At 74.7% G+C, this 19142-nt stretch carries 15 protein-coding genes; 8 read left to right on the top strand and 7 right to left on the bottom strand.

What is annotated here, in order from left to right:
- Positions 1-73 precede the first annotated feature (73 nt).
- The 7 genes from VR45_RS13715 to VR45_RS13685 all read right to left on the bottom strand — a co-directional run bounded on the left by VR45_RS13715 (position 74) and on the right by VR45_RS13685 (position 8744).
- A complete protein-coding gene (locus VR45_RS13715) occupies positions 74-1498 on the bottom strand; it encodes a sugar porter family MFS transporter (RefSeq protein WP_045940018.1) in 1425 nt (474 codons plus the stop codon).
- Between the two features lie 166 nt (positions 1499-1664).
- Positions 1665-2636 (bottom strand): L-histidine N(alpha)-methyltransferase, encoded by a 972-nt coding sequence (gene egtD / locus VR45_RS13710; RefSeq protein WP_045940003.1) that lies wholly within the window; start codon positions 2634-2636, stop codon positions 1665-1667.
- 98 nt (positions 2637-2734) lie between these two features.
- Positions 2735-3472, bottom strand: a complete 738-nt coding sequence (egtC, locus tag VR45_RS13705) for an ergothioneine biosynthesis protein EgtC (protein ID WP_045940002.1) — start codon at positions 3470-3472, stop codon at positions 2735-2737.
- Complete coding sequence (gene egtB, locus VR45_RS13700; RefSeq protein ID WP_078896494.1) at positions 3472-4902, bottom strand: ergothioneine biosynthesis protein EgtB; 1431 nt, start codon at positions 4900-4902, stop codon at positions 3472-3474. The genes egtC and egtB overlap by 1 nt, the downstream gene beginning before the upstream one ends.
- Positions 4899-6197: an ergothioneine biosynthesis glutamate--cysteine ligase EgtA gene (gene egtA / locus VR45_RS13695; protein WP_045940016.1), complete on the bottom strand. Its 1299-nt coding sequence runs from the start codon at positions 6195-6197 to the stop codon at positions 4899-4901. Before egtA ends, egtB begins: the two co-directional genes overlap by 4 nt.
- A 234-nt stretch (positions 6198-6431) precedes the next feature.
- Positions 6432-6881 (bottom strand): SRPBCC family protein, encoded by a 450-nt coding sequence (locus tag VR45_RS13690; RefSeq protein ID WP_045940001.1) that lies wholly within the window; start codon positions 6879-6881, stop codon positions 6432-6434.
- A gap of 66 nt (positions 6882-6947) precedes the next feature.
- Entirely contained in the window at positions 6948-8744 is a 1797-nt protein-coding gene (locus tag VR45_RS13685; RefSeq protein ID WP_045940015.1) for a glycoside hydrolase family 15 protein, read from the bottom strand.
- Positions 8745-8965: 221 nt separating this feature from the next.
- Here VR45_RS13685 and VR45_RS13680 point away from each other — a divergent pair, with 221 nt between their 5' ends.
- The 8 genes from VR45_RS13680 to VR45_RS13645 form a co-directional block, all read left to right on the top strand.
- Positions 8966-9772 carry an SAM-dependent methyltransferase gene (locus VR45_RS13680; RefSeq protein ID WP_045940000.1) on the top strand — a complete coding sequence of 269 codons (807 nt, stop codon included), beginning with the start codon at positions 8966-8968 and terminating at the stop codon, positions 9770-9772.
- Positions 9769-11913, top strand: coding sequence for an EAL domain-containing protein (locus VR45_RS13675; RefSeq protein ID WP_052709067.1), 2145 nt, complete (start codon positions 9769-9771; stop codon positions 11911-11913). The genes VR45_RS13680 and VR45_RS13675 overlap by 4 nt, the downstream gene beginning before the upstream one ends.
- A gap of 394 nt (positions 11914-12307) precedes the next feature.
- Positions 12308-13216, top strand: a complete 909-nt coding sequence (locus VR45_RS13670; RefSeq protein WP_234325966.1) for a glycosyltransferase family 2 protein — start codon at positions 12308-12310, stop codon at positions 13214-13216.
- Positions 13213-14538, top strand: coding sequence for a glycosyltransferase (locus VR45_RS13665; protein WP_052709066.1), 1326 nt, complete (start codon positions 13213-13215; stop codon positions 14536-14538). The genes VR45_RS13670 and VR45_RS13665 overlap by 4 nt, the downstream gene beginning before the upstream one ends.
- Positions 14535-15827, top strand: coding sequence for a glycosyltransferase (locus VR45_RS13660; RefSeq protein WP_078896492.1), 1293 nt, complete (start codon positions 14535-14537; stop codon positions 15825-15827). Before VR45_RS13665 ends, VR45_RS13660 begins: the two co-directional genes overlap by 4 nt.
- Positions 15827-17338 carry a lipopolysaccharide biosynthesis protein gene (locus VR45_RS13655; protein ID WP_045939999.1) on the top strand — a complete coding sequence of 504 codons (1512 nt, stop codon included), beginning with the start codon at positions 15827-15829 and terminating at the stop codon, positions 17336-17338. Before VR45_RS13660 ends, VR45_RS13655 begins: the two co-directional genes overlap by 1 nt.
- A complete protein-coding gene (locus VR45_RS13650) occupies positions 17335-18375 on the top strand; it encodes a glycosyltransferase family 2 protein (protein WP_063772472.1) in 1041 nt (346 codons plus the stop codon). Before VR45_RS13655 ends, VR45_RS13650 begins: the two co-directional genes overlap by 4 nt.
- On the top strand, positions 18372-19142 hold a 771-nt coding region (locus tag VR45_RS13645), incomplete at its 3' end, for a polysaccharide deacetylase family protein (RefSeq protein ID WP_045939998.1). The genes VR45_RS13650 and VR45_RS13645, both read left to right, overlap by 4 nt.

Below are 19142 nucleotides of genomic sequence, written 5' to 3'. Positions count from 1 at the left end.
AGAGTGAACGATTCGGCCCCCGCTCCCTGCGTCCAAGCGCTAGGGTGCGGGGGCCGATCGAAGGGGGACGGGCTCAGCCCATGTCCTCCAGCCGGATGCCCTTGGTCTCCTTCATGAACCTCGCCACGAAGAGGATCGACAGCGCCGCGAACAGCGCGTACGCCAGGTAGGTCGCGGAGAGGCTCCAGCGCGAGAGCGCCGGGAACGAGACGGTGATCGCCCAGTTGGCGATCCACTGCGCGGAGGCGGCCACCGAGAGCGCGGCGGCGCGGATCCGGTTGGGGAACATCTCGCCGAGCATCACCCAGACCACCACGCCCCAGGAGAGGGCGAAGAACAGCACGAAGGCGTTGGCGGCGATCAGCGCCACGGTGCCCTGGAGGTCGGGCAGGGTGACGTCGTCCCCGCTGCCGGTGGCGGAGGAGAACGCCCAGGCGCAGGCGCCCAGGGCGACGGCCATACCGGCCGAGGCGATCAGGGCGAGCGGCTTGCGGCCGATCCGGTCGACCAGCAGGATCGCGATCACGGTGCCGAGGATGTTGATGACCGAGCCGATGAAGCTGATCAGCAGCGAGTTGGACTGGTCGATGCCGACGGACTGCCAGAGGATCGACGAGTAGTAGAAGATCACGTTGATGCCGACGAGCTGCTGGAACACCGACAGGCCGATGCCGACCCAGACGATCGGCAGCAGGCCGAACCGGCCGCCGAGCAGGTCGCGGAAGCGCGGCCGGTGGTCGGAGTCGATCAGGCCGCGGATCTCGGCGATCCGGGCCTCGGTGTCGGAGTCCCGGCCCTCGATGTCGGCGAGCACGGCGCGGGCCTCGTCGAGGCGGTCGGCGGCGATCAGGAAGCGCGGCGACTCGGGGATGGTCGAGGCCAGCGCGAAGTAGACGGCGGCCGGTACGACACAGATCCCGAGCATCCACTGCCAGGCCTCCAGGCCGAGCAGGTGGCCGCGGGTGTCGCCCCCGGCGGCGTCCGCCAGCAGCCAGTTGACCAGCTGCGAGATCGCGATGCCGAGCACGATCGCGGCCTGCTGGAAGGAGGCGAGCCGGCCCCGGTACTTGGTCGGCGCCACCTCGGCGATGTAGGTCGGGGCGATGACCGAGGCGATGCCGATGGCCGCTCCGCCGAGGACCCGCCAGAAGGCGAGGTCCCAGGCGGAGAACGGCAGCATCGAGCCGATCGCGCTGACCGCGAAGAGCAGCGCCCCGGCCTTCATCACGGTGATCCGGCCGTAGCGGTCGGCGAACCGGCCGGCCAGGGCGGCGCCGACGGCCGAGCCCAGCAGCGCGGAGGAGACGATCAGGCCGGTCACGCCGTCGCCGACGCCGAACTTCTCCTGGATGCCGGAGACCGCGCCGTTGATCACGGAGCTGTCGTAGCCGAACAGGAAGCCGCCGAGGGCCGCGGCGGCGGTGATGAAGACGACGAAGCCGAGCCGGCCGGACGGTGCCGGCCCGGTCTCCGCCCCCGAGGGCCCCGAGGGCTCCACGGACTGCTGGGTGACGCTCACGATCTTGACTCCTGGTACTCAACGCTGAGCTTGGTAGCCGAGATCGTAACCCCTCAATGTTCAAGTGTTGTACGTGGGATGCCGCTCAAGTGCCTTCGCTGATTAGTAAGGTGAACAATCAAATGAGCGGTCGGGGCGAGTCCGCTCAGGCCGGGCGGGCCAGCGACAGGCCGAACCGCTCCTGGTCGTCCGTCCACCAGGCCGAGAGCCGCAGTCCGGCCGCGGCCAGCTCCTCGGCCACCCGCTCCCGGCGGAACTTCGCCGACACCTCGGTGCGCAGCTCCTCGCCCTTCGCGAAGTTCACCGGCAGGTCCAGCGCCGGGATCTTCACGGTCTGGTCGACGAGCGAGCGCAGCCGCATCTCGATCCACTCCCGCTCCGGGTCCCAGAGCGCCACGTGTGCGAAGGAGTCCGGCTCGAAGTCGGCGGACAGCTCGCGGTTCAGCACGTTGAGCACGTTCCGGTTGAACTCCGCGGTCACCCCGGCCGCGTCGTCGTAGGCGGCGACCAGCACCGCCGGGTCCTTGACCAGGTCGGTGCCGAGCAGCAGGAAGTCGCCGGGGTCGAGCGCGGCCCGCAGTCCGCGCAGGAAGGCGGCCCGCTCGGGCGGCAGCAGGTTGCCGAGGGTGCCGCCGAGGAAGGCGACCAGGCGGGGGCCGCCGGCCGGCGGCAGGTCGAGCCGGGCGGTGAAGTCGGCCAGCACGCCGTGCACCGCGAGGCCCGGGTACTCGTCGGCGAGGGCCTCCCCGGCCGAGGTCAGCGCGCTCTCGCTGACGTCCACCGGCACGTACGTCTCCAGCGTGCCCAGGTCGCGCAGCGCGTCCAGGAGCAGCCGGGTCTTCTCGGAGGAGCCCGAGCCGAGCTCGACCAGGGTGCGGGCCCGGGTGGCGGCGGCGATCTCGCCGGCCCGGGCGGTGAGGATGGCCCGCTCGGCCCGGGTCGGGTAGTACTCGGGCAGCCGGGTGATCTCCTCGAACAGCTCGCTGCCCCGAGCGTCGTAGAACCACTTGGGCGGCAGCGTCTTGGGCTCGGCGGTGAGGCCGGACTGGACGTCGTGCCGCAGCGCCGTGCTGAAGTGGTCGGCGGGCAGCAGTCGGGTGAGATCAAAGGTGCTCATGACAGGCGGATCCTCTGTTCAGGAAGTGAAGATATTGGCCAGGGGTGCGGCGATCGGAAGACCCAGGACGCCCAGGACGCCCTGGGTGCTCGCGGCGCTCAGAGCGGCTTGACGGTCACCCCGTCCGGTCCGGCCAGCAGCAGCGACCGGTCCGGCACGGTGGTCCAGCCGGGGTGGTCGTCGGAAGGCTCCGAGGCCACCACCACCCCGAGGCCCGGCACGGTCCGGTGGTGCAGGGTGTCGCCCCAGGCAGTGGCGGCGATCTCCCGGCCGTCGGTGAGCAGCAGGTTCATCCGGCCGGTGGTGTGCGCGGCCGCGTCCATGACGGTGCCGGCCAGCGCGTCGCCGAGTCCGGCCCCCGCGCGCAGCCGGTGCAGGGCGAGCGCCCACAGCAGGGCCGAGTCGGTGCGGGCCACCAGGCCGAGCAGTTCGGCGGGCGGCAGCAGTGCGGCCAGCTCACCGGTCCGCTCCGGCCAGCCGGCCAGTGCCCCGTTGTGGCTGAACAGCCAGCGCCCGGCGGCGAACGGCGCGGCCGCCTCCTCGCCGGCCGCGCAGCCCTCGGTGGCCGAGCGGACCGCCGCCAGCAGCGCCCGGGTGCGCAGGACCCGGGCCAGGTCGCCGAACGAGGCGTCCGCCCAGATCGGCCCGGCCCGCCGGTAGCGGGCGGGCACCTCGTCGCCGTCCGCGTACCAGCCGAGGCCGAAGCCGTCCACGTTGACGGTGCCGTACTGCTGGAGGCGCGGGGCCCAGGACTGCCGGTGGAGGCCGAACGGCGGCTCCACCAGCAGCGCCCGGGGCGACACCGGCTCACCGAGGTAGGCGAGATGGCGGCACATCAGCCGGCCTCCCGGGCGGGGGCGGGGCCGTCGGCGGTGTCCGTGACGTCGGCGGCGGTGCGGAACCCGGCGAAGATCTGCCGCCGGATCGGATAGTCCCAGTTGCGGAAGGTGCCCCGGCAGGCGACCGGCGCCACCGCGAAGCAGCCGCCGCGCAGCACCTTGTACTCGGGCCCGAAGAACACCTCCGAGTACTCCCGGTACGGCCAGGCCCGGAAACCCGGGTACGGCCGGAAGTCACTGGCCGTCCACTCCCACACATCGCCCATCAACTGCCGCGCCCCGTACGGGGACTGGCCCTCCGGGTAGCTGCCGGCCGGGGCCGGGCGCAGGTGCCGCTGGCCCAGGTTGGCGTGCTCGGTGCCGGGGGCGCCGTCGCCCCACGGGAAGCGGCGCGAGCGGCCGGAGGCCGGGTCGTGCCGGGCGGCCTTCTCCCACTCCGCCTCGGTCGGCAGCCGGCGTCCGGCCCACCGGGCGTAGGCGTCCGCCTCGTACCAGCTGACGTGCAGCACCGGCTCGTCGAGCGGGACGGGCTCCAGCACGCCGAACCGGCGGCGCAGCCACTGGCCGTCCTCGCGGCGCCAGAACAGCGGCGCGGTCAGGTCGGCGCTCCGCCGGTGCGCCCAGCCCTCGGGGGTCCACCAGTGCGGCTCGTCGTAGCCGCCGTCCTCGACGAACCGCAGGTAGGCGCCGTTGGTGACCGGGGTGGTGTCCAGCCGGTAGGCGGGCAGGTCGACCCGGTGGGCCGGGCGTTCGTTGTCCAGTGCCCAGGGCTCGGTGTCGGTGCCCATGGTGAACGGGCCGGCCGGGACGAGCACCTCGGCGGGCAGCGTGGCGGCGTCGGCGGGGGCGGGCGGAGGCGCCGGGGCGGCCAGCGCGGGTTCGCCCCGGCGGAGCTGATGGGTGATCAGCATCGTTTCGTCGTGCTGCTGTTCGTGCTGGGCGATCATGCCGAAGGCGAACCCGGCGTCGAGCAGCGGCGCCCCCTCCAGCGGGCTGGCGGCGAGCAGGTCGAGCACTCGGCCGCGCACCTCGCCGGCGTAGGCGCGGGCCTCCCCGGGCGGCAGCAGCGGCAGGGTGGGGCGCTCGGCGCGGGGGTGCTCGAAGGCGTCGTAGAGCGGGTCGATCTCCGGGTGCATCGGGTCGCGGCCGCCGATGTTGCGCAGCAGCCAGAGCTCCTCCTGGTTGCCGATGTGGGCGAGGTCCCAGACCAGCGGCGACATCAGCGGGGAGTGCTGGGCGGTGAGGTCGTGGTCCTCGACGCAGTCGGTGAGCGCGGCGGTGCGGGCGCGGGCGGCCAGCAGCTCGGCGGCGATGGTCTCCCGCAGGGCCTCGGGGGACAGTGCCTCGGGCGATTGCACCTCCGACGGGAGGGGCGACGGCGGGCGGGTCTCCCGGGCGCTGCGGTCGGCGCGGGCGTCGTCGATCATGGTGCGGCCTCCTCCGGGGGAGTGTGTCGGGTGCCGGAGCGCAGGGCGTCCAGCTGGTCGTCGGCCGGGCAGCGGCCGCGCGCGGGGTAGCGCTCGGCGAACGCGGCGACGGTGGCGCGCAGCCGCTCGGCGCCGGGCAGGCGGCCCAGCGCGGCGTCGGCGGCGGCGAAGCAGGCGAGGGTGGCGCGGCGCAGCTCGGGGTCGGCGGTCGCCAGGGCGGCGGCTCGGCGCCAGACGTCGCTGCGCGGCGCGCGCGGACCGGCGGTGCCCGGCGGCGGCTCCAGCGGCTCCAGGGCGGCGAGCGCGGTGTCCGCGGCGACCGGGTCGTCCAGCAGCGCGGTGACCAGGGCGGCGGGGACGATCCAGCCGTCCCCGGGCTGGGCGTCGATCATCCGCAGCTCCAGGTGGCCGCGCGGGCGGACCGGCGGGAACAGCGTGGTGCGGTGGTAGTCGAGGTCGGCCAGGGTGGGCGGCCGCTCGCCGCCGCCGCGCAGCCAGTCGAGGAAGGTCAGTCCGGTGGGCGCGGTCCACGGCAGGCCGTCGCGGCGGCGCACGCAGAGCACCTGGGCGTCCAGCACGTACCGGGTCCAGGCCTCGCGCGGGTCGCCGTGGTCGGGCGCGGGGGCCAGGGTGCGGGAGGGGTCCATCCGGGACCAGACGGTCTGCCGGGTGGACCGGTGCCCGGTGGGGCGGCCGTCCAGCACCGGGGAGTTGGCGAAGGCGGCGACGAGCACCGGGCCGAGCCGGTGGGCGAGGTGCCAGCGGCGGTCCAGCGCCTGCGGGCCGCTCTCCGCCCCGGCGTCCAGGCAGACCTGGAGCGAGGCGGTGCCGGTCATCATGATCCGGCCCCAGGGTCCGGCCGAGTCGAAGTGGTGCTCCATCGCGAGGTAGCGCGGGTGGTTCAGCACCATCCGGCGGGGGCGGGCCAGCGGGTCGGTGCCGGTGCCGGTGAGGCGCAGGCCCTGGGCGGCGAAGGCGCTCCGCAGGGCGGCGAGGTCACGCCGGGTGTCGGCGACGCAGCCGGTGAGGCTGTCGGCGGGCGGGGAGCTGAGCTCGACCTGTCCGCCGGGTTCGAGGGTGAGGCGGGCACCGGAGGGGAGCGAGGTCCCGTCGGGGCCGCCGAGCGGCAGTGCGTCCAGTGCGGCGTGCAGTCGTTCCGGAGGGACGGGTTCGTCGGGACATCGGTCGTCGTGGACGAACCACTCCAGCTCGACGCCGACCAGCCGGGGCGGGCCGATCTTGAAACAGACGCCGGTCATGTGGTTGCGCGCGGCGGATTCGGTGAGCGGGGTCACCGAATCGGCGGGAGGTCCCGCGTACTGCCGGTCGGTCTGATACTGCCGGTCGGTCGGACCGGTCGGTCGAACGGGTATCACCGGACTCACCATCCTTGGGGCACGGGTGCGGCCCGGACTACCCTGCCCAGTCTGCTACGGACCATGCGGGAGTGCCGCGCAAACATCTGGTGAAGGAGTGTCCGCGCAGGTCAGAGCCGGTGCGAACGGGTGAATCGGGCCTTTTCGACGCCTTCAGCGAGCCCCGAGGTGGGCCGCCAGGCCGCGCCGCCCGCGCCGCATCATCACCGCGTGGTTGGCCCGGAACAGCGGCCGGGCGGGCAGTGCCAGCAGGCGCAGCAGCGGCTTGGCCGGGCGGGTGTCCTCCTCGAACAGGACCAGGCTGCCGCCGGCGCCGTCCGCCGCGACGGTCCAGCGGGACCAGCCGGTGAGGTCGCCGTCCATGGCCGCTTCCAGGACCCCGGCGGCGCGGTCCTGGCGCACGGCGGTCAGCCCGATCACCAGCCGGTAGGGGAGCAGGGCCCGGACCAGCACCTCGCCCCGGTCCGGCCCGGTCTCCCGGACCGAGAGGATCTCCGGCCACCAGCGCGGATAGCCGGGGACGTCGGCGAGTGCCGCGAAGACCGCCGACGGCGGGGCGGCCAGCCGCCACACGCCGCGGAACCGGTAGTGGTTGAGGTCCACGGGGGCACTGTAGTCCGCGCCGGACCCGCTCCGGCAGGGCGCCGGGCCCTCCGGCCACCGGGGCCGCTACCCTCCGGGCTCGGCCAGGGCGAAGGCGGTGTTCACCAGTGCCACATGACTGAACGCCTGCGGGGTGTTGCCGAGTTGGCGCCGGGCGTGCGGGTCCCACTGCTCCGAGAGCAGGCCCAGGTCGTTGGCCAGGCCGACCACCCGGGCGAACAGCTCGCGCGCCTCGTCCCGCCGCCCGGTCGCGGCGAGCGCGTCGGCGAGCCAGAACGAGCAGGCGAGGAACGCGCCCTCGCCGCCGGGCAGTCCGTCGGTGCCGGCTGCCGGACGGTAGCGGCGGACCAGCCCGCCGTGGTCGAGGCCGTCCCGCACGGCGTCGACGGTGCGCACCACCCGCGGGTCGTCGGGCGGCAGGAAGCCGCTCTTGACCACGAACAGCGTGGCCGCGTCCAGCCCGTGCCCGCCGTAGTGCTGGACGAACACGCCCCGGCGCCGGTCGTAGCCGTGGGCGCAGACGTCGGCGTGCACGGCGTCCCGCATGGCCCGCCAGCGGTCGAGCGGCGCGGGCAGCCCGGTGGCCTCGGCGAGCCGCACCGCCCGGTCGGCGGCGACCCAGCACATCACCTTGGAGTGGACGAAGTGCCGCCGCGCGCCGCGCACCTCCCACAGGCCCTCGTCCGGTTCGCGCCAGTGCTGTTCGAGGTGGTCCATCAGTGCGCGCAGCAGGGTCCAGACGTGCCGTTCCATCGGGATGCCGGCCAGCAGCGCCAGGTGCAGGGTGTCGACGACCTCGCCGTGCACGTCGAGTTGGAGCTGTCCGGCGGCGGCGTTGCCGAACCGGACCGGGCGTGAGCCGAGGTAGCCGGGCAGCCAGTCGGCGACGGTCTCGGTGACGACGCGCTCGCCGGCCACCCCGTAGAGGGCCTGGAGGTCGCGGGGGTCGCCGGCGATGGCGCGCAGCAGCCACTGGCGCCAGGCGGCGGCCTCCTCGCGGAAGCCGCCGCGCAGCAGCGCGGAGAGCGTCATCGAGGAGTCGCGCAGCCAGCAGAACCGGTAGTCCCAGTTGCGCNCCCAGTTGCGCGGGCCGCCGATGCGTTCGGGCAGTGAGGCGGTGGGGGCGGCGACGATGCCGCCGGTGGGCGCGTAGGCGAGCGCCTTGAGGGTGATCAGCGAGCGGAGCACGGCGTCCCGCCACTCGCCCTCGTAGCGGCAGCCGGCCGCCCAGCGCCGCCAGGTGTCGAGGGTCGTGAGCAGTTCGGTGTCCGGGTCGGTGCCGGGGGCGGCGCGCAGGTGGGAGGGCTGCCAGGTGAGGACGAAGGGGACGCGGAGGCCAGGGGTGACGGTGACCTCGGAGACGGTGGTGCCGTCGGCGCCGTAGGTGTGCACCCCGGGCGGGACGCGCAGCCAGGCGGAGTCGGGTCCGGCGACGGCGACCCGGTGGTGCCCGGTGCGGCGCACCCAGGGGTCGATCCGCCCGTAGTTGAACCGCAGCCGCAGCTCGCCGCGGACCGGGACGGCGCCCTCCAGCCCCTCGACGATCCGGACCAGCCGCGGCGGGCGCCGTCCTTCCGTGCCGCGCTGCGGCATGAAGTCGGTGATCCGGACCCGGCCGTCGGGGGTGTGCCACTCGGTGTCGAGGACGAGGCTGTCCGGCCGGTAGCGGCGGGTGGTGCACGCGTCGGCGCCGGCCGGGGCGAGCCGCCAGGCGCCGTGCCGCTGGTCGCCGAGCAGGGCGGCGAAGCAGGTGGGGGAGTCGAACCGGGGCAGGCAGAGCCAGTCGACGGCGCCGTCCCGGCCGACCAGGGCAGCGGTCTGCAGGTCGCCGATCAGGGCGTAGTCCTCGATGCGTCCGGCCATCGGGTCCATTCTCGGCGCTGCGGGCGGCGCCCGCAGATCCGTCCGCGGGTCCGCCCGCGGGTCCGCCCGCAGGTCCGTCCGAGCTCGTGAAAAGGACCATGCCACTCCGCTTGCACGCGTTCGACGTGCAAGGGAGGATCTTGTGTGCTTGTAGTCTCATCAGTCTCAGCCGCCACGGCAGGTGACTGATTCATCGGAACCGGAACGAAGGAGTCCCGAGGATGCGGCGACCGAACTGGGTACCGGAGGGCACGGACCTGGACAAACCGAACGCCGCCCGGGTCTACGACTACTACCTCGGAGGCTCGCACAACTTCGAGGTGGACCGGGAGATGGCCCGCAAGGCGATCGCCCTCTGGCCGGAGCTGCCGCAGATCATGCGCTCCAACCGGGCCTTCCTCCGCCGCGCCGTGCAGTTCACCGCCGAACGCGGCATCAGCCGCTTCCTGGACATCGGCTCCGGCATCCCTACCTTCGGCGCCGTCCACGAGATCGCCCGCGCCATCCGGCCGGAGTCGCAGGTCGTCTACATCGACCGCGACCCGGTCGCCGTCGCCCACAGCCGGCTGCTGCTGGAGGACGACCCGGGCAGCCTCGTCGTCCAGGCCGACGTCCGGGACGTCGACGACCTGATGTCCCGCCCCGAGGTGACCGCCCTGCTCGCGGCCGGCGAGCCGGTGGCCGTCCTGCTGGTCGCCGTCATGCACTTCGTCCAGGACGCGGACGACCCGTGGAAGCTGATCGCGGTCATCCGCGACGCCCTCCCGCCGGGCAGCGCCCTGGTGCTCTCGCACGCCTCCCTGGAGGGCCGCCCCGACCAGGCCGAGGACCACCAGCGGCTCTACCGGATGACGCCCACGCCGCTGACGATGCGCACCGTCGAGCAGATCACCGGGATGTTCGCCGGCTTCGACATCGTCGAGCCCGGCGTCGTCTACCTGCCGCAGTGGCGCCCGGACCAGCCCGAGGCCGTCGGCGAGCATCCGGAGCGGATGACCGGGGTGGCCGGTGTGGGGTTCCGCCCGTGATCGGAGCACCGGAACCGAGCAGCGGCGCCGAACGGTTCCACGAGGACTGGGCGCGGCTGCTCTCCGGTGACCACGGCACGGCGGTCCACCCCGGCCTGCTCGACCGGCTGGTGTCCAGGACCGCCGGGCTGCTCCGCCGCGCCCGGCTGGAGGACCCGTTCGAGCCGCACCTGGCCGCCGAGGCCGGTGCGCAGCTCGTCGAGGCCCAGTTCACCGACCCGATCGTGCTGGCCCGCGCGGTGGAGCTGCTCCAGCGGCAGCCGTCCGCGGACGGCCGGGGGCCGGCGCTGTGCGGCGCGTTCGCGGCCGGCTGGGCGGCCGCCCTGCGCGAGCGCACCCTGCGCGAGCAGGAGGCCATCCGCACCGCCGCCGACATCGCCCGCAAGGAGGCCGAGAAGGCACTGCGGGCGTCCGAGGCGCGCTTCCGGGCGCTGTTCGAGAGCGCCGCGATCGGCATCGGCATCGGCGACACCGACGGCAACATCCTGGCCGTCAACAAGGCCCTCCAGGAGCTGTTCGGGGCCGGGCCCGAGGACATGATCGGCCGCCGGGTCGGCGACCTCGTCCACCCCGAGGACGCCGACGGCGTCTGGGACGTCTACGAGGAACTGGTCAGCGGCAAGCGCGAGTACTTCCAGTTCGACAAGCCGTACTACCGGCAGGACGGCGAGGTGGTCTGGACCCACCTGACGGTCTCGCTGATCCGCGACGACGACGGCACCCCGCAGTACCAGGTCGCGATGCTGGAGGACGTCACCGACCGCTACCGGCTCCAGGAGCGGCTGCGCCACCAGGCCACCCACGACCCGCTCACCGGGCTGCCCAACCGGGCCGCGTTCTTCGAACGGCTGGAGAAGCTCTTCGAGGACCCGGACCCGGGCGCCCGGTTCGGGCTCTGCTACGTCGACCTCGACGGCTTCAAGGTGGTCAACGACAGCCTCGGCCACGACACCGGCGACCAGCTGCTGTCCGCCGTCGCGGCCCGGCTGAAGGCCGCGCTCAGCCCGCTCGGCCACCTGGTGGCCCGGCTCGGCGGCGACGAGTTCGTCGTCCTGCTGGAGAACAGCCGCGGCGAGCAGGAGGCCGTCGCCGCCGCGAAGACGGTGCTCAAGGCGCTGGCCGGGCCGGTGCTGATCGGCGACCACAAGCTCGCCGTCGGCGCCAGCGTCGGCGTGCTGGAGCGCCGGGTCTCCACCACCACCCCCGGCGCCGCCGTCCGGGCCGCCGACCTGACGCTCTACCGGGCCAAGGAGGCCGGCCGGGGCCGCTGGACGCTGTTCGACCCCAAGGAGAACGCCCGCGCCGTCTCCCGCTACGCGGTGTCGGTGCGGATGCCCGCCGCGCTGGACCGGGGCGAGTTCTTCATCGACTACCAGCCGCTGTACGCGCTGGCCGACGGCCGACTCGCCGCCGTCGAGGCGCTGGTGCGCTGGCGCCACCCGCAGCTCGGGGTGCTCGGCCCGGACGAGTTCGTGACCACCGCCGAGGAGACCGGGCTGATCATGCCGCTCGGCCGCTGGGTGCTGGAGCAGGCCTGCGGTCAGGCCGCCGACTGGATCCGGCGGTTCGGTGACGCCGCGCCGCAGCTCAACGTCAATCTGGCGGTCCGCCAGGCCCGCAGTGCCGCCCTGGTCGGCGACCTCAACCGGATCCTCGACAGCACCGGTCTGGACCCGGCCCGGCTCCAGCTGGAGATCACCGAGTCCACCGTGGTCGGTCCGGAGGACGAGGCGCTGCGCACCCTGCACGGCCTGGTCGAGCAGGGCGTCTCGCTCGCCGTCGACGACTTCGGCACCGGCTGGTCCAATCTCGCCTACCTGCGCGACCTGCCGGTCTCGGGGCTGAAGATCGCCGGGTCCTTCGTCGGTGACCTGCACGACCCGGCCAAGGACGAGGAGACCGGCTGGCGGATCGTCAGCGGACTGGTGTCGATGGCGCACGCCCTCGGGCTGACCGTCACCGCCGAGGGCGTGGAGACCCGCCGGGACGCCGAGCGACTGCGCGTCATCGGCTGTGACTGGGCCCAGGGCTGGCACTTCGGGCGGCCGGTGCGGCCGGCCGAGATCGCCCGACGGATCGCCGAGGAGCCGCAGGGCCGCCCGGTCGCGGTCCGGGGGCGAGCGGTGACGCACGGAGAATAGTACAAAAAACGGACAAATCACCCTTGACGTGGTGAGGCGACCGAGCGCACGATGAGGTCCTGGCAGTACCCGCACCGCTGGTGCGGGATCCCCGCCAGTACGACGGACCGGCGCTTTCCCGGCGTCCGGGACCAGCGGTGCACACCCCCTTCGGCCGCCCGGTTCCCGGCGGTAGCCCGACGTCCCACGGTCCGTCGACCAGCCCCCTCGGGGCTTTCTCCCGGGGTCCGAGCCCTGCGCATCCGTCCCGCACCGGGCCCGCCCCGTCACACCGGGCCGCGCCGCGCCTCCGCGCCGGGCGCGCCCGTCACAGCCAGGGGCCGCGCCGTTCCCGCCGTCCATCGGTCCGTCCGGCGCCCCGCCCACCACCTCTTCGCCGAGAGGCCGGCTTTCGATGAGCACCACCGCGCCCCCGAGCGCCCGACCCGACAGCCACGACGGCCACGACAGCCGTGACAGTCACGACAGCCACGACGGCCGTGACAGCCACGACAGCCACGACGGTCACCCGCTGCGCCGGGCCACCGACCGCGACACCGAGCACGACCCCGCCCGCCCCCGGCCGATGCGCCGGGCCGGGGACGTCGTCGTCACCTGTCGGACCGTCAGCCTGGTCGTCCCCGCCCGCAACGAGGCCCGCAACATCCCCTGGGTCTTCGAGCAGATCCCGCGCTGCGTCGACGAGGTCATCCTGGTGGACGGCTCCTCCAGCGACGCGACCGTCCCGATGGCCCGGCACTGCCTGCCCACCGTGCGCAGCGTCGCCCAGCGGGGCCCCGGCAAGGGCAACGCCCTGCGGACCGGCTTCGCCGCCGCCACCGGCGAGTACATCGTCATGATCGACGCCGACGGCTCCATGTGGCCCGGCGAGATCCCGCACTTCCTGCACTTCCTCGACCACGGCTACGACTTCGTCAAAGGATCGCGCTGCATCGGCGGCGGCGGCTCGCTGGACCTCACCAGGGTCCGCTCGCTGGGCAACCGTGCCCTGCTCACCGTCGCCAACCGCCTGTACGGCGCGCGCCTCACCGACCTGTGCTACGGCTACTGCGCCTTCCGCCGCTCCTTTCTGGACGCGCTCGACCTGCGGTCCACCGGCTTCGAGATCGAGGCCGAGATGATCGCGCACGCGCTGCGCTCCGGACTGCGGATCGCCGAGGTGCCGAGCCTGGAACTCCCCCGCCGCAGCGGTCGCTCCCACCTCCATGCCGTCGCCGACGGCCGCCGGGTGCTGAGGACCCTGATCACCGAGCGTCCCGGCGCCCGGCCCTCGGCGACCGCCCCTGCGGAGGAGCCACGATGAAGGGCTCCGACCGGCGCACCGATGCAGCCTGCCCGCGTCCTGCCGCCCGCGACTCGCTCTACACCCCCGTCCGGGTCGTCGACCTGGACCTGGACGAGCCGAGCGGGCTGCGCTCGCCCGGCGGGTCCGGGGCCGACGACCCGGACGGCCGCGTGTTGGCGTTGGTCCGGCTGCACGGGCACCCGCTCGGCCTGGTCACGGCCACCGGAACAGCCGGCGGCACCGCCGCGCTGCGCCGGGCGCTGGTCGACGCCGCCCACCGGGAACTCCCCGTTCCCGCCCTGTCCACCGCGACACCCGCGGCGCGCCCGAGTCGGGTCGCGCGCGCCCGGGTGCCCGCGGGCCCGGTCACGGTCAGCGTGATCGTCTGCACCCGGGACCGGGAGTCGCTGCTGCCGGGCTGCCTGGACGCCGTCCTGGCCACCCGACGCCCCGGCGTCGAGGTGATCGTGGTGGACAACGCCCCGACCACCGACGCCACCGAGGAACTCGTCCGCTCGCGCTACGGGGACCGGGTCCACTACGTGCGGGAGCCCCTGCCGGGGCTGTCCCGGGCGCGCAACCGCGGTCTGTCGATCGCCGGCGGCGAGATCTGCGCCTTCACCGACGACGACGCCATCGCCGACGCCGGCTGGGTGGACGCCCTGGCGGACACCTTCGCCTCCGACGACCGGATCGGCTGCGTCACCGGCCTGGTGCTGCCCGCCGAACTCGACACCGAGGCGCAGTTCGTCGTGGAGCAGTACAGCGGGCCCAACCGGGGCTTCGCCACCCGCAGCTGGTCGCTGCGCGACGGCCTGGCGGACCCGCTGGACCGCTTCTCCACCGGCCGGTTCGGGATGGGCGCCAACATGGCGTTCCGCACCGACGTGCTGCGAGCGATCGGCGGCTTCGACCCGGCGACCGGGACCGGCACCCCCTCCCGCGGCGGCGAGGACCTGCTCGCCTTCCTCCAGGTGCTGACCGCCGGGCACACCGTCAGCTACCAGCCGGACGCGCTGGTCTGGCACCGCCACCGGCGGACCATGGCGGAACTCGCCCACCAGGTCGACGGCTTCGGCGTCGGCTTCACCGCCTATCTGACGGCCGCGGTCGTCCACCGGCCGCGCCTGCTCGCCGGGATCCTCCGGCTGCTGCCCTACGGCCTCTGGCGCTGGCACCGCACCCACCGGCCCGCGGCGCGGCCCCGCTACGGGGTGGCCGACGAGGTGCTGCGGGAGCTGCGGCGGACGGAGCGCCGCGGCCTGCTCCGCGGACCGTTCTGCTACCTGCGCACCGTCCGGCAGCAACGCCGCACCAGGACCGGAGGCCGATCCTCATGACCACCCCGACCGCCCCGACGGCCCCCGCCTCCTCCGCCGGCCCCGCGTCCGCGCGGACCGTCCTGCCGTCCGTGCCCGTCGCGATCGCCGAACTCGACCTGGAGCACCCCGACGTGCTGCGCCGCCCCGGCCGCGGCGGGGTGTTCACCCCGGACGGCCGGGTGCTGGCCCTGGTCCGCGACCACGGCCGCCCGCTCGGCCTGGTCACCGGGGAGCCGGCCGCCGACGGCGCGCCCGGTGCGGCGTACCGCGCGCTGGTCGACGCGGTCACCCGTGACCTCGACCCGGAGGACCGCCCCGGCCCGCCGGCCCGCAATCCGGCCGACGGCCCGCCGCTGACGGTCGTCGTCTGCACCCACGACCGGGCCGACCTGCTGCCGCGCTCCCTGGACGCCGTCCTGGCCGGCAGCTACCGGCACACCGAGGTGGTCGTGGTCGACAACGCCCCCTCCGACCGGGCCACCGAGACGCTCTGCCGACGGCGCTACCCCGACCGGGTCCGCTACCTGTACGAGCCGGTGCCCGGCCTGGCCCGGGCCCGCAACCGCGGCCTCGCGGTCGCCCGCGGCGAGATCTGCGCCTTCGCCGACGACGACCTGCTGATAGACCCGGACTGGGCCGCCGCGCTGGTCGACGGCTTCCGCACCGACCCGCGGGCGGGCTGCGTCACCGGCCTGGTGCTGCCCGCCGAACTCGACACCCGCGCCCAGCTCGCGCTGGAACGGTACTGCGGCTACGCCAAGGGCTTCACCGCCCGCAGCTGGTCGCTGCTCGACCCGTCCGAGGACCCGCTCTTCCCCTTCGCCACCGGGCGGCTGGGCACCGGCGCCAACATGGCGTTCCGCACCGACCTGCTGCGGGCGATCGGCGGCTTCGACCCGGCGACCAGCACCGGCACCCCCGCCCGCGGCGGCGAGGACCTGCTCGCCTTCCTCCAGGTCCTGATCGCCGGCCGTACCGTCGTCTACCGGCCGGACGCGCTGGTCTGGCACCCGCACCGCCGGTCGATGGAGGCGCTGAGCACCCAGGTCTTCGGCTTCGGCGTCGGCTTCGGCGCCTACCTGACCGCCGCGGTCCGCCACCAGCCGGAACTGCTGGCCGCCCTGCTCGCCCGGGTGCCGCGCGGCGTCCGGCAGACCCTGCGTCGGGGCACTCCCGCCGGTGGCCGTCGCGACCCGCTGATGGCGCACCTCGGGCGGCTCGAACTGCTCGGCCTGCTCTACGGGCCGCTCTGCTACCTGCGCAGTGTCCGGCGGCAGCGCCGGGCCGACACCGCGCCGAGGCCGTGATGGCCTCCCTCGTCGAGCACCCCCGCCCCCGGCCGCGCCGCCGCCGGCCGATGGCCGGGACCTGCCCGTGCCCGGTCGCCATGCCCTGCGACTGCAGCTTCCGCGCCCTGCTGCGGGCCCGGATCCGCGCCGTCCGCGCGGCCCTCCCCGGCGGCGCCCTCCCGGCCCGCGCCCGCGCCGCGCTCCGCCCGGCGGACGGACGGCCGCGCTCCGACGCGCTGATGCGCAACGGGCACGTCCTGGCCGCGAGTTCGATCGTCGCGGCCGGGCTCGGCGGGTTCTTCTGGCTGCTCGCCACCCGCTACTACGCGGTCGAGACGGTCGGCCGCAGCTACGCCGCACTGTCGGCCGCGATGTTCCTGTCCACCCTCGGCAGCCTCAACCTGGGGGACGCCCTGGTCCGCTTCGTACCCGCCGCCGGGCGGCACACCAGGAGCCTGGTGCTGCGGTGCTACGTGATCAGCATCGGCTTCAGCGCCGCGGTCGCGGTCGGATTCCTGCTCCTCGTCCCGGTGATCGCCCCCGACCTGGTCTTCCTGCGCGGCCCGGTGCTCGCCGTCGCGTTCGTCGCCGCCACCGCCGGCTACTCGGTCTTCGTGCTCCAGGACGGCGCGCTCACCGGCACCCGCCGGACCGGCTGGGTGCTCGGCGAGAACGCCGTCTTCGCCGTCACCAAGGCCGTACTGCTCGCCGCCTGCGCCGTGCTGGCCGTCAGCAGCGGCATCATGCTCGCCTGGGCGGCCGCGATGCTGATCTCGATCGGGCTGGCCAACATCGTCCTGTTCCGCCGGGCGGTGCCCGCCCACCAGGCGGCCGGGCCCGCCGACGCCGAACCCCCGCAGCGGGTGCTGCGCTGGGCCGGCGCGGACTACCTCGGGAACCTCTTCAGCTTCGCGGCCTACAGCGTCGTTCCGCTGATGGTGCTGGCGCAGCTCGGACCGGAGGGCAGCGCCTACTACTCGCTGGCGTTCGTCATCGCCGAGACCCTGTTCGTCGCGACGTTCAGCATGGGCCACTCGCTGGTGGTCGAGGGCGCCCGCGACCCGCGGCGGCTCGCCGAGTACGCCCGGCGGATGCTGCGCCACACCGGGCTGCTGCTGGCCGGGGCCGTCCTGGTCATCCTGGTCGGCGCCCGCTGGATCCTCGGCGTCTTCGGCCCCGGCTACGCCGAGCACGGGACGACGGTGCTGCGCCTGATGGCGCTGTGCGCGCTGCCGGTCGCGGTGATCAATGTGGTCATCCAGATGGCCCGGGTCCGCCGGGCGCTCCCCTGGATGATCGGGGTCAGGGTCGCCTCCAGCGCGATGGTCATCACGCTGGTCGCCTTCCTGCTGCCCCGCTACGGACTGACCGGCGTCGGCCTCGCCTGGCTGATCGCCGAGTACGTGCTGGCGGCGGGCCTGCTGCTGGTGCTGCGCGGCTGGCTGCGCACGACGGACCGGCCGGACACGAACCGGCCGGACACGGAACTGACGGACACGGAACTGACGGACGGAGGCGAACCGGCATGACCCCGGACCGGATCCGCCCGCGGCAGGGGACCCGCGCCCCCGAAAGCCCCGCACCGGACCTCACCGTGGTGATCTGCGCCTACACCGTCGAGCGCTGGGACGATCTCAGCGCCGCCGTCGCCTCGGTCCACGCCCAGCGCCGCCCGCCCGAGGAACTGCTGCTGGTCGTCGACCACTGCCCCGAACTCCTCCGCCTCGCCCAGGAGCACCTGACCGGCCTGCGGATCCTCGCCAACCGGCAGCGGCGCGGCCTGTCCGGCGCCCGCAACACCGCCCTGGCCGAGGCCCGGGGCACCCTGGTCGCCTTCCTCGACGACGACGCCGCCGCCGACCCCGACTGGACCGAGCACCTGCTCGCGGGCTACCGGGACCCGGACGTGCTCGGCGTCGGCGGCCTCGTCCGGCCGTGGTGGCGGACCGGCCGCCCCGACTGGTTCCCGCCCGAGTTCGACTGGGTGGTCGGCTGCTCCTACCGGGGCCTGCCGGTCCGGTCGGCCCCGGTCCGCAACCTGATCGGCGCCAATATGTCCTTCCGGCGGGCCGAGGTGCTGGCCGCCGGCGGCTTCCGGACCGACCTCGGCCGGGTCGGGCGCCGCCCGCTCGGCTGCGAGGAGACCGATCTCTGCATCCGTCTGGCCGCCCAGCACCCCGGCGCCGTCCTGCGCTACGAGCCGGCCGCGGCCGTCCGCCACCGGGTGCCGGCGGCCCGCACCACCTTCCGCTACTTCGCCGCCCGCTGCTGGGCGGAGGGGTGCTCCAAGGCGGCCGTCGTCCGGTACGACGGCGCCGCCGCCGGCCTGGCCAGCGAGCGGGCCTACCTGCGGCACACCGTGCCCGCCGCGCTGCTGCGCAGCCTTGCCCGGCGCCGGCCCGCCACGGCGGGCGCGCTCTGCGCGGGCGTCGCCCTCACCGCCACCGGCTACCTCACCGGGGCGGTCCGCGGCCGGGTCGCCCGGATCGCGGCCCGCGCCTCCGCCAAGGGCACCGCTCCCGGCTGCGGCGGTGCGCGCCCCGACCTCCGCGGGGGCACCCCGTGAACGCCGTCCCGGTCTTCCTCTACCACGCGGTGTCCGAGGACCCGCCGTCCTGGCTCGCCCCGTACACCGTCACCCCCGCCGCGTTCCGCGCCCAGCTGGCCCGCATCCGGGACAGCGGCCTGCGGGTGGTGCCGCTGCGCCGACTGGTCACCGCCCTGCGCGGCGGACCGCCGTTGCCGCCCGGCGTGGCCGTCCTGACCTTCGACGACGGCTACGCGGACTTCTACTGGACGGTCGCCCCGATCCTCTCCGACCTGGGCCTGCCCGCCACCCTGTACGTCACCACCGGCGCCCTCCACCCGCCCGGGGGTCGGGGCAGCGGCAGCCTGCTCCCGGCGGCGCCGATGCTGAACTGGCGCCAGCTCGGCAACCTCGACGCCCTCGGCGTCGAGATCGGGGCCCACTCCCGGACCCATGTCCCGATGGACACCGTCCACGGCCGCCGGCTCACCGAGGAGGTCGTCGGCTGCAAGCGCCAGCTGGAGGACGTCCTCGGCCACGAGGTCGCCTCCTTCGCCTACCCGCACGGCTACTCGGGGGCGGAGGTCCGCCGCAAGGTCGCCCAGGCCGGCTACACCTCCGCCACCGCGGTCGGGAACCTCTTCAGCTCCCCGGCCGACGACCCGCTGCGGATCGCCCGGCTGATGGTGCGGGCCGACACCCCGCCGCGGGTGTTCGACGACTGGACCAGGCTCCGGGGCGCCCCGACCGCGCCCCACCGCGAGAGCGCCGCCACCAAGGCGTGGCGCGGCTACCGCCGCCTGCGC

The sequence above is a fragment of the Streptomyces sp. NRRL S-495 genome (assembly GCF_000966955.1).
Taxonomy (GTDB): domain Bacteria; phylum Actinomycetota; class Actinomycetes; order Streptomycetales; family Streptomycetaceae; genus Kitasatospora; species Kitasatospora purpeofusca.
The sequence above is the reverse complement of the archived record's forward strand: the minus strand, read 5'-3'. Positions and strand labels throughout refer to the sequence as shown.

What these genes read in the sequence shown, in the direction of transcription:
- egtD (WP_045940003.1), bottom strand. Translation starts at nt 2,636, where the DNA reads ATGAGCACCTTTGATCTCACCCGACTGCTGCCCGCCGACCACTTCAGC.
- egtC (WP_045940002.1), bottom strand. Translation starts at nt 3,472, where the DNA reads ATGTGCCGCCATCTCGCCTACCTCGGTGAGCCGGTGTCGCCCCGGGCG.
- egtB (WP_078896494.1), bottom strand. Translation starts at nt 4,902, where the DNA reads ATGATCGACGACGCCCGCGCCGACCGCAGCGCCCGGGAGACCCGCCCG.
- VR45_RS13680 (WP_045940000.1), top strand. Translation starts at nt 8,966, where the DNA reads ATGCGGCGACCGAACTGGGTACCGGAGGGCACGGACCTGGACAAACCG.
- VR45_RS13670 (WP_234325966.1), top strand. Translation starts at nt 12,308, where the DNA reads ATGAGCACCACCGCGCCCCCGAGCGCCCGACCCGACAGCCACGACGGC.
- VR45_RS13665 (WP_052709066.1), top strand. Translation starts at nt 13,213, where the DNA reads ATGAAGGGCTCCGACCGGCGCACCGATGCAGCCTGCCCGCGTCCTGCC.
- VR45_RS13660 (WP_078896492.1), top strand. Translation starts at nt 14,535, where the DNA reads ATGACCACCCCGACCGCCCCGACGGCCCCCGCCTCCTCCGCCGGCCCC.
- VR45_RS13655 (WP_045939999.1), top strand. Translation starts at nt 15,827, where the DNA reads ATGGCCTCCCTCGTCGAGCACCCCCGCCCCCGGCCGCGCCGCCGCCGG.
- VR45_RS13650 (WP_063772472.1), top strand. Translation starts at nt 17,335, where the DNA reads ATGACCCCGGACCGGATCCGCCCGCGGCAGGGGACCCGCGCCCCCGAA.